The following is an 8,476-nucleotide window of genomic DNA, read 5'->3' as shown; positions in this document are numbered from 1 at the left end:
GTACATCGCTGGCTCCAAATTTAGCTGGAGGTTCTTCTGTTTCATCTTCTGCTGGCGCTGCAAATGGATCTGCATTAGGATCCATCATTAACATCACTTCTTTTGTTACTGCTTCATTATTTGGAAATTGACCTTTTGGGTTTAAATTTCCATAATATGTATTTGGGAATGCTAAAAGAATGTGTAAATGTTTTGAATAGTATAAGTAATTTAAGAATACTAAAATCCCTAATATGTGTAGCCACCATGCAGAACGTTCAATAATGTGTAACCCACTTTCTGACACTCCAGAAAAAATTGGCGTAATGTATTGACTTATAATATTTCCTGTACCTAGTTCTTGAAATGTTGTGTCTGTTGCATTCATGACTAGAAAGAGTGTCATTAACACCATTTCGAAATATAGAATAAAGTTTCCATCATTTTTAGGCCAACCTTTCATTTCTGCACTCATAAAACGTTTAAGTTTTACAATATTACGTCTAATCCAAAAAACGACTACTGATACAAATACTAAGGCTGCTAATACTTCAAAACTACCTATTAAAAAACCATAAACAGATTCGGGTAAGACTTTTAACCCAATACGGTGCGTTCCAAATAACCCATCTATTATAATTTCTAGAACTTCAATATTTATAATTATAAAACCAACATATACTACAATATGAAAAAAACCAGCTACAGGGCGTTTCACCATCTTACTTTGCCCTAAAGCAATCATAGCCATGTTTTTCCAACGTTGCGATTTGTTATCGCTAACATCTTTATCTTGCCCTAGTTTTACATTTCTCCACAGTTTTTTTACGTTTCTAGCAAAATAGCCAATGCCAAAAATTAATGCTATTGCAAAAAGTATATTGGGTATATAATTCATAAGTTAATTAGGTTGGTTTACTCTCTTTCGTCTTCAGGTTTAACGTATCCTTTTTTATCTTTTCTTCCAAATACAGAGACATTAATGTAACGTTTTGGATTTAACTTAAAGTCTTGTAATAATTCTTTTAATTGGCCAGAAGCTACTTCTAAGTTATTATATAACTTTTCGTCTTTCATTAATTTTCCTAATGAGCCTTCTCCTTTTTCAATATTTGCCAATACATTATTTACACTTGTCAATGTTTTATCTAAATTATCAACAGTTTTAGATAGTTCTACATCCTTTAAATCATTAGATAATGCTGCAAGATTTTTACTTACTGCATTAAAGTTGTTTATGGTAGCTGTTAAACTATCTTTATTTTTTGTTACTACAGATTTAAATGAGTTTGATAAGGATTTAAAAGATCTTAATGTCTCATTTAATTCTGCTATAGTTGTTTTTAACCCTTTTTCAGAATCATCTACTAGTATATTGTTTAAGTTTACTAAAAGCGTATCTGCAGATTTTAATGTTGTATCTAATCCTGCGCTTAAGTCTGAAAAATTGCTAGAAAGGTTTTTTACTAATCCTTCTTCAACTTCCGATGTTATAAAATCTCCGCTTTCTGCAATTACATTGTCTTCTGCATCTATTATAGCCAAACCATTTCCACCCATTACACCTAGCTCATACATTCGTATTTTACTATTTTTTGAAAACTTTAGTTGCTCGTCTACAATAAATGATACTCGGGTTTTTCCTGTTTTAAAATCGTATATAATTTCTGTAACTTTACCAATAGTATTCCCTTTAATTGTAACTACAGATGCTTCTGTAAGACCATTGTAATCGAATTCTGTGTAGAATACATTTGAGGATTCAAATAAATTTTTCCCTTTTAAATAATTAAAACCGAAGATAAAAAAGACTATTCCTAATATTACTAATATCGCTGCTTTTACTTCTCTAGAAATTCTCAATGTGTATTAGGGTTTGATTAAACAACAAAAATAAAAATAATTTACTAAGAATGGCTCTAATTAGCGTCTTGTTTTAGAGCTTTTTCTAAACTTATACGTTTTCCATTCTTAAAAGCAACTAAGTAACAATCTTTATATCCCTTTTTCTTGGCTGTAGATTGTAATTTTTGGGCTTTAATATAGTCTGATGTATAGCCATAATAGTATTTATAGAAGCCGCCTTGTTTTTCTCTAGATACATTTTTTAAACCTTTAAAATTGTACGATTTAGGTTCTAGTTTTTTTGAACTTGCTGCTAGTTGTACTTTAAAAACAATGTTTTTATATACTTTTTCTTTAGAAGATGCTGCTTCAATTGCGGTACTCTCGCTATCATAATCGAAAGTTCCTGTATTATCGTCTACTCCTTTTTTATATTTAATAATGGCTTTTTCTATTGCCGATGCTAATTCTAATTGTCCTTTTTTAGAGTTTAGGTACTTCCCTTCTTTAGTATTAGTTATAAATCCTGTTTCTACAAGTACACTTGGCATTACCGTTTGGTGTAGTACAATAAAACCTGCTTGCTTTACGCCTCTGTTTTTTCGTTTTAATTTTTTTGTAAAATTATCCTGAATGTTTTTAGCTAATTGAATGCTTTGGTCTAAATACTCTTCTTGCATTAGGGTTAAACCTATAAAGGATTCTGGAGAATTGGGGTCGTAACCTTCATAATTTTTCTTATAATCTTTCTCTAAAAAAATTACTTCGTTTTCTGCTTTTGCAACGTTAAAGTTTGTTTTATTTCTATGCACTCCTAATACGTAAGTCTCAGAACCATAAGCTTGTGTATGGTGAGCATTGCAATGAACGGAAACAAATAAATCGGCATTTGCTTTATTAGCTATTTTACCTCTAACAAATAAATCTACAAATACATCTGTTTTTCTTGTATAGACTACTTTTATATTTGGATGCTTAGATAATGCTTTCCCTACTGCTAAAACAATTTTTAAAGCAATGTCCTTTTCCTTGTAACCATATTTTGATGGTTTTCCAGGATCATGTCCTCCATGTCCAGCGTCTAACACCACCACAAATTTCTCATTATTGGATTGTGCTGTTATTGTTGTAGTAGCCGTAAATGTTAATAGTATTATAAAGGATACGAAAAAGGTTTTTATATACGTTAGCATAGATATTATAAACAAATTTTAAGCAATTATTATTATTTCTTATTTTTTTACGAATAATAAATTAATCATAAAAAATATATTTAATTTTGGCAATTCAAAAACCGAGCCATACTTTAGCAAAAATACATTTAAAAGCATTGCACACAAATAGATTTTATATACTTTTAGCCTTAAGTTTTACAGTGTTTATCAACACTTTTAGTTATGCACAAGTTGATGGTGGCGAAACTAAAGGAGGAGAAATACCTCCTGTTCAAGTAAAAGAAGAGACCATTAAAGAAAACGACTCTTTAACTCAGGTTAGTATTCAAGACCTTGTTCTTAACGAAAAAAAAAGCGATAGTACTGTAACAGACTCTGTAAAACCTAAAAAGGAATTATTAGAAGGTATTATTACTTACAATGCTAAAGACTATACTTCCTTTAACAGGAAAGAACAAAAAATGTATTTATATAATGAAGCCGAAGTTTTTTATAAAGACATGGAAATTAAGGCGGGTATTATTGTTATAGATTACAGTAAAAATGAAGTCTATGCCGGACGATTAAAAGATTCTGCAGGAGTATACTCGCAACTTCCAGTTTTTAAACAAGGGCAATCTGTTGTTGAACCCGATTCTATTAGGTTTAATTTTGATACTAGAAAAGCTTTAATTTGGAACTCTAGAACAGAACAAAATGGTGGTACTATTATAGCGGAGTTAACTAAAAAAGAAAACGACTCTGTATACTTTATAAACAGAGGAAAGTTTACTACTGCTAAAGATTTAGAGGATCCTGAATACTATTTCTTGTTACGAAAAGCTAAAATTGTTCCAGATAAAAAAGTCGTTACTGGGTTAACTAACTTATTTATTTACGATGTACCAACTCCTATTGGTTTACCTTTTGCCTTTTTTCCTTTAAGTAAAAAGCGAACTGCTGGTGTTATCTTCCCTAGTTTTGGAGAGCAAAACGATAGAGGGTATTTTCTACAAAATGGTGGGTACTATTTTCCTATAAGCGAGTATGTAGATTTGGCCATACTTGGAGATTATTATACTAATGGAAGTTATGGGCTTAGAATAGAAAATAGATATGCCAAACGCTATAGATTTAACGGGAATTTTGCTTTTAGATATGAAAATCTTATAAATAGTGAACGTGGATTTCCAGATTATTCAAAGAATACAATATATAACTTACGTTGGGCTCATAGTCAAGATGCTAAAGCAAACCCCAATTCTAGGTTTTCTGCTTCTGTAAACTTAGGAAGTAGTAATTACTATCAACAATCAAATAATCAAGTTAATACTGCAAGTTTCTTAAACAACACATTATCGTCTTCTGTTTCATATTCAAAAACCTTTCAGGGAGAACCTCAGGTAAATATGAGTTTAACAGCTACGCATTCGCAAAACACACAAACAGAATCTATTAACCTAACATTGCCTACACTTCAAGCTAGTGTTGGTAGAATATTCCCTTTTGCGCCAAAAGTAGGCAGCAAAAAAGGATTAATTCAAAATATTAACTTACAATATAATGTTAGAGGTGAAAATAGAATTACAACAACCGATTCTTTATTCTTTAAAAAAGAAATGTTTGATGATGCAAAAGTAGGTATGCGCCATTCTATTCCATTATCTACAAACTTTAAAGTATTACAGTATTTTAGTTTTAGTGCTACAGCAAATTATGAAGAAACTTGGACTTTAAACACTATTAATAGATTTTATGACGATGTAAGAGAAGAAAGAGTTACAGAAGATCTTAATGGGTTTGACTCGTTTAGAACCTATAATTTTTCTACTAGTGTTGGTACTACTATTTACGGAATGTTTCCGCTTGAAAAAGAAGGGCAAGATAAAAAGATTAAAGCCATACGTCACGTTATTAGACCTGCTATAAGTTATAATATAAATCCTGCTTTTGATAGGTATTATGATACTTATGTGGAAACGGATATAAATGGAGACCCTGTAAATGTTGAATATTCTCGCTTTGAAGGGAGTTTATTTGGCTCTCCAAATAGAACCTATTCAAGTTCTATTGGTATTAATGTTTCAAATAATATTGAAGCAAAAGTTAGAGATAGAGACACTACCAAAACTGAGGCCAAAAAAATAATATTATTAAATAATTTAAATTTCTCTACATCTTACAATTTAGCTGGAGACTCTTTACGTTGGAGTCCTGTGCGTATGTCTGGGGGGACACAATTATTTAACAATAAAATGAATATTAATTTTGGAGCTACTCTAGATCCGTATGCACTGGATAGTAATAATAATAAAATAGAGAAGTTTAACATTAATAATGGTGGGAGCTTATTTAGAATGACAAGTGCTAACCTTACTATTGGTTACAGTTTAAAAAGTAAAGGCGCTAAAGACAGTAAAACGAGTAAAGCGAGTAGAAACGAAACACTACAAAGTGGTGGTCGAGACGATGATTTATTTGGTAGGTCTCAAGATTTTGCAGATCAGCGATATAATGAAGAAGATGATGATGACGAAGAAGAAACTATAGGCAAACTCTATAATTATGGTATTCCATGGAGTTTACGTTTAGCTTATGCTCTAAATTACTCTAATGCAAGGAGACAACAAGAAATATCTTCGCATTCTTTAATGTTTTCAGGAGATTTAGATATTTCACCAAGATGGTCTGTTGGTGCCTCGTCTGGTTACGATTTTAAAAATCAAGGCTTCACATATACTCAATTACGTTTTTCCAGAGATTTACTAAGTTGGAGAATGAATTTTAGTTGGATTCCATTTAGTAATAGAAGTTCTTGGAATTTCTTTATAGGTATTAAATCAAACATTTTAAAAGATATTAAATACGAAAAACGTAGAAGACCAGATCAACGTTTATAGTATTCATCATAAATTTTTAATATCATTATGAAAAAAATTATAACAACATCTAAAGCCCCAGCACCTATTGGCCCATATAATCAAGCAGTGTTAAGCGGAAATACGCTTTATACTTCTGGGCAAATTGCATTACACCCAGAAACGGGGGAGCTAATTCTAGATTCTATTCCTATAGAAACTAAACAGGTTATGGAGAATATGAAAGCCGTTTTAGAAGCTGCTGGTATGACTTTTGAAAATGTTATAAAAACATCAATATTTATTAGTGACATGAATAACTTTGCCGAAATAAACGAAGTGTACGGTAGTTATTTTAATGAAGCAACAGCTCCAGCTCGCGAGACTGTAGAGGTTGCTAACTTGCCAAAGTTTGTAAATGTTGAGATTAGTATGATTGCTGTTAAATAACAACATGCTTTATACTTATTTTCTAGTATTACTAGAAAACTATTTAACAATTAAAAAATACTTAAATTTTTAATCGCTTAAAATAACTTTTAGCTTCAACAAGAACTTTAGACGATAGTGCTATTGTTGTAAACATAGTTGGTATTGCCATTAATGCAAAGAAACCATCTATTAAGTTTATCATCATATCTAAAGACGTTGTGGCCCCTACAATTATACTTAGTATGTATATATAGTTATAGTAATGTTTTTTATTGGCTCCTAATAAAAAAGACATGCATTTTGTTCCGTAATAGGAAAATGAAAACAATGATGAAACACTAAAAACTACAATACATACTAATAACAAATATTTACCAAAACCAGGTATTGCATTACCAAAGGCTGCTGCTGTTAGTGTAACGCCATTGGCTCCACTGGTTTGCCAAACACCTGTTACTAAAATGGCTAGTGCTGTTAGTGTGCATACAATTAGCGTATCTATTGCAGGGCCAAGCATTGCAACCAACCCTTCTCTAATTGGTTCGGCTGTTTTTGCTGCGCCATGTGCCATGGGTGCTGTCCCTATTCCTGCTTCATTAGAAAAAGCGCCTCTACGAATACCTAATAGAATTAATCCGCCTAAAACTCCCCCAAAAAAAGAGTCGCCTGTATAGTTATTAGCTGCAAAAGCATCTGTAAAAATGAGTCCAAAATACTTTGGAACAACATCTATATGCAATCCTAATATTATTAAAATTAATACAAAATATAAGCCAACCATTGCTGGTACTAGCTTTGATGCGACTTTACTAATTCTATTTAAACCTCCTAGTATTACTATAGAGGTTATTATTACTAAAATAATACCAATAATGAAATTACTAGTATCTCCTGTTTTAATACCATTGGGTTGTAATAGTATTGCATTTACAGCTTCTGTTAACTGGTTTACATTAAAAACAGGTAAAGCGCCTACAAGACCACAAACACTAAAAAATAGTGCTAAAGGTTTCCATTGCTTACCTAAACCTTCCATTATAAAATACATTGGTCCACCTTGTACTTCTCCTCTACTATCTTTTCCTCTATACATAACGGCTAATGAAGAGGTGAAAAACTTAGTAGACATCCCTATAATAGCACTAATCCACATCCAGAATACTGCTCCGGGCCCTCCTATAGAAATAGCGACTGCTACTCCTGCAATATTACCCATACCAATAGTAGATGATAATGCTGTTGTTAAAGCTTGAAAATGACTAATTTCTCCGGGATCATTAGGGTTATCATATTTTCCTCTAAGCACTTGTATCGCGTGACCTAGATAACGAAATGGTAAAAATTTAGAACGGATTATTAAAAACAGCCCACCTCCAATAAGCAATGTTAATAATGGTAGTCCCCATACAAATGAAGCAAACTCTTTTATAATCTCATCTATTAATTTCATTAATGCAATTGTTATAATTCTAATCAAATGTATTAAAATTACATTGAATACAATTCAACTTAATTACAGATTGTTTATAAATTGAACTAGTTATTTTTAAGCATAAAAAAACCATTCTTATCTTGTTAAGGGAGCGATAAGAATGGTTGCATATATCTAGTACCAACTAAATCCTAAATATATATTCCGTAATGTGCTATCATTAATTTGTAGAGGGTATTTATACTTTAATTAAAAATATAAACACATTTACAATACACTTCAAAAATATATTCTTAGGTAGAAACCACCAAAACATATATGGTAACAAAAGGTAACATCCTATTAAAAACAACTATAAAGTCTGAATAAATTGATCTAATTCCATTTCTGAGGGCAAATTTATCTTCTTTCTAATTCTTGACCTAGACATTTTTATCGCACCAATACTTACGTTTCTAACTTGAGCAATTTCTTTTGTAGAAAAATTTAATCTAATAAATGAGCAAATTTCTCTTTCTGTTTTTGTTAAGTGTTGGTATTTTTCAACTAAAAGTGTATCAAAATTGGCATTTGCATTAGTAAGATCACTTTGCAATGTGGTAAGGCGTTCTTCTATTTGTATTTGAGACTTTATATCAAAAGCTAATTCTTTTACAATCTTATCTGTATTACCCGATAACTTATTCTCGCCTTCTATTTTATTTAACAGTTTAATAAGAAACTTAGTTCTCATTTCATTATCTGCCACAACATTAATAATATCCTTTTCTTTAGAT

The 8,476-nt window shown here is 31.1% G+C and carries 7 protein-coding genes; 2 read left to right on the top strand and 5 right to left on the bottom strand.

From position 1 onward, the window contains the following. The 3 genes from ACVC2P_RS12145 to ACVC2P_RS12135 form a co-directional block, all read right to left on the bottom strand. Positions 1-877 (bottom strand): Fe-S oxidoreductase (locus tag ACVC2P_RS12145; protein ID WP_452598738.1); only part of this gene is annotated, 877 nt, incomplete at its 3' end. 17 nt (positions 878-894) lie between these two features. Then, the gene (locus tag ACVC2P_RS12140) at positions 895-1,842 is read right to left on the bottom strand and encodes an MlaD family protein (protein ID WP_452598737.1); all 948 of its coding nucleotides are present in this window, start codon (positions 1,840-1,842) and stop codon (positions 895-897) included. A 56-nt stretch (positions 1,843-1,898) separates the two neighbouring features. Then, the gene (locus ACVC2P_RS12135; protein ID WP_452598736.1) at positions 1,899-3,017 is read right to left on the bottom strand and encodes an N-acetylmuramoyl-L-alanine amidase family protein; all 1,119 of its coding nucleotides are present in this window, start codon (positions 3,015-3,017) and stop codon (positions 1,899-1,901) included. 86 nt (positions 3,018-3,103) lie between these two features. Between ACVC2P_RS12135 and ACVC2P_RS12130 the strand changes: the two genes are divergently transcribed. Both ACVC2P_RS12130 and ACVC2P_RS12125 read left to right on the top strand, forming a co-directional pair. Next, the gene (locus tag ACVC2P_RS12130) at positions 3,104-5,878 is read left to right on the top strand and encodes a putative LPS assembly protein LptD (protein ID WP_452598735.1); all 2,775 of its coding nucleotides are present in this window, start codon (positions 3,104-3,106) and stop codon (positions 5,876-5,878) included. Positions 5,879-5,905: 27 nt separating this feature from the next. Next, on the top strand, positions 5,906-6,286 hold the full coding sequence (locus ACVC2P_RS12125) for a RidA family protein (protein WP_452598734.1): 381 nt from the start codon (positions 5,906-5,908) through the stop codon (positions 6,284-6,286). Between the two features lie 61 nt (positions 6,287-6,347). On the opposite strand, the gene ACVC2P_RS12120 is transcribed toward ACVC2P_RS12125, so the two are convergent. Together ACVC2P_RS12120 and ACVC2P_RS12115 are read right to left on the bottom strand one after the other, a co-directional pair. Continuing rightward, on the bottom strand, positions 6,348-7,718 hold the full coding sequence (locus ACVC2P_RS12120; RefSeq protein WP_452598733.1) for an alanine/glycine:cation symporter family protein: 1,371 nt from the start codon (positions 7,716-7,718) through the stop codon (positions 6,348-6,350). Positions 7,719-8,052: 334 nt separating this feature from the next. Beyond that, positions 8,053-8,476, bottom strand: a 424-nt coding sequence (locus ACVC2P_RS12115) for a helix-turn-helix transcriptional regulator (RefSeq protein WP_452598732.1), incomplete at its 5' end; no start/stop codon positions are given.

It is taken from the genome of Pontimicrobium sp. MEBiC01747 (assembly GCF_053601635.1).
Note: the sequence above shows the minus strand (reverse complement) of the source record. Positions and strands in the feature narration are given on the sequence as shown.

Excerpts from the sequence above, each read along its gene's own strand:
- ACVC2P_RS12120 (WP_452598733.1), bottom strand. The coding sequence starts at position 7,718 with ATGAAATTAATAGATGAGATTATAAAAGAGTTTGCTTCATTTGTATGG.
- ACVC2P_RS12125 (WP_452598734.1), top strand. The coding sequence starts at position 5,906 with ATGAAAAAAATTATAACAACATCTAAAGCCCCAGCACCTATTGGCCCA.
- ACVC2P_RS12135 (WP_452598736.1), bottom strand. The coding sequence starts at position 3,017 with ATGCTAACGTATATAAAAACCTTTTTCGTATCCTTTATAATACTATTA.